This window comes from Halorubrum sp. 48-1-W, assembly GCF_003287355.1.
GTDB lineage: Archaea > Halobacteriota > Halobacteria > Halobacteriales > Haloferacaceae > Halorubrum.
The window spans coordinates 1-1,734 of the sequence record NZ_QMIM01000006.1 but is presented as its reverse complement, the minus strand read 5'-3'; the positions used below and the strand labels follow the sequence as shown (position 1 = coordinate 1,734).

The window sequence follows — 1,734 nt, the reverse complement described above, 5'->3', positions numbered from 1 at the left end:
CACACGACCGGCGTGGTGTCCCACGAAGGAATCCTCGCGCTTCAGCGCGGGGAGGGTATCAATCTTCCTGCAAGAGTTCTTGAAAACCGTCGTTTACCTCCGAAACCATCGCGGCCTGCTCTTCGACTGCGGCACTGATGCTGTCGGTTTCGTCGCTGATATCTCTGGCGTTCGACGCCGTCTGGCCGACCATCGACGCGATCTCCTCGGTGCTTGCGGCCTGCTCGTCGGTCGCTTTGGCGACCTCCTCGATACCGCTGTTCAACTCGTCCACCGAGTCACCGATCTCTTCGAGCCGCGACAGCGTCGACTCGACCTCCTCGACACCGTTGTCGACGGCCGCTTCGTTGTCGGCCAGTCCCTCGACGGCACGGCCCGTGTTGTGTTGTATCTCGTCGACGAGGTCCTCGATGTCGTTGGCTCTGCGCTGTGACTTCTCGGCTAACGACTTGATCTCCTCGGCGACGACCGCGAACCCCTCCCCGGCTTCGCCGGCACGCGCCGCCTCGATGGAAGCGTTGAGCGCCAGCAGGTTCGTCTGGTCGGCGATCTCGTTGATCACGGAGACCATCCCGTCGATCTCTTCGACGCTGTCTTCGATCCGGTGGACGCGTTCGCTCACCTCGTCGGAAGAGTCGTCGATCCGGTTCATCGCCACACGCGTGTCCTTTGCTGCCGCCCGGCCCTCCGAAGCGAGCTGGTTCACCTGGTCGCCCTCGTTCGCGACCTCCTCCGCGGACGAGGCGATCTCCTCGACGGCGGCGCTCATGTCGGAGACCTCGTCTTGGACCTGCGACATCCCATCCGCCTGTTCGACCGAAAGCGCCGCGATCTCCTCGGTCCGCGTCGCGATGTCCTCCGACGCGTTCTGAAGCTCCACGAGGGAGTGTGCGGCCTCCTCGACGGTGTCGTCGTCGTGTGATTCGGCCTTCTCGAGCGTTTCCCGTTCGACCTCCTCCGCCTCGTCGGCGATGTCTACCGTCGACATGCTGTATCTGTCCGGGATCCGATCGAATAAATGTCGGTACCGAGTTATCAATGGTGATTCTTGATGACGGGGAGACGGTCGAGACGCCGTCGACCGCCCCGGTGTGGAAGACGAGGTGAAAGCTCCACCCGCCGGGTGCCGTAGGAGGCCTCGCCGTTTACGGCGGCGAGGAGGTCACCCGGTGACGGTCATTTCGACGTCCCGTTCCGTCGTCGCTCCCGGTTCGACCGTGACGTCGGCGGAGGCGTCCTCGGTACCGCCCCGTTCCGCGTCGATGGTGTACTCGCCGGGTGCGACGGAGTCGAACGCGTAACTCCCGTCGCTGTCCGACGTGACGGTGTCGACTTCGTTTCCGTCGGCATCGACGAGCGTGAGCTCGGCACCGTTGAGCCCGGACCCGTCGTCGGCGTCGCGTACGACCCCCTCGATCGAGCCGAACGCCTCGAGTTCGTAGTCCTCCGTGACGTCCTCCTCGCCGAACTCGACCGACTCCGTGGCGGTCGCGTATCCGTCGAGGGTGACTTCCACGTCGTGGGTGCCGATCGGGACCTCCTCGATCGCGTAATCGCCCCCCGCGACGCTCGTGTCGGTCAACTCCTGTCCGGCGTCGGTCGTCAGCGTGACCGTCGCGCCGTCGAGTGGGTCGCCGTTCGAGTCGGTCACCGCGCCGGACAGCGAGAGCGTCCGCTGTTCGAGTTCGATGTCGGCCTGATCGCCGAACGAGTCGACGGTGTGATCGGCCGACT

Annotated in this window: 2 protein-coding genes; both read right to left on the bottom strand. The window is 64.8% G+C overall.

What is annotated here, in order from left to right; all coding sequences use genetic code 11:
* Window positions 1–58 precede the first annotated feature (58 nt).
* Window positions 59–988 (bottom strand): methyl-accepting chemotaxis protein, encoded by a 930-nt coding sequence (locus DQW50_RS03780; RefSeq protein WP_112077981.1) that lies wholly within the window; start codon window positions 986–988, stop codon window positions 59–61.
* A 174-nt stretch (window positions 989–1,162) separates the two neighbouring features.
* The coding region (locus tag DQW50_RS03775; RefSeq protein ID WP_133258791.1) for a carboxypeptidase-like regulatory domain-containing protein at window positions 1,163–1,734 on the bottom strand (572 nt) is incomplete at its 5' end.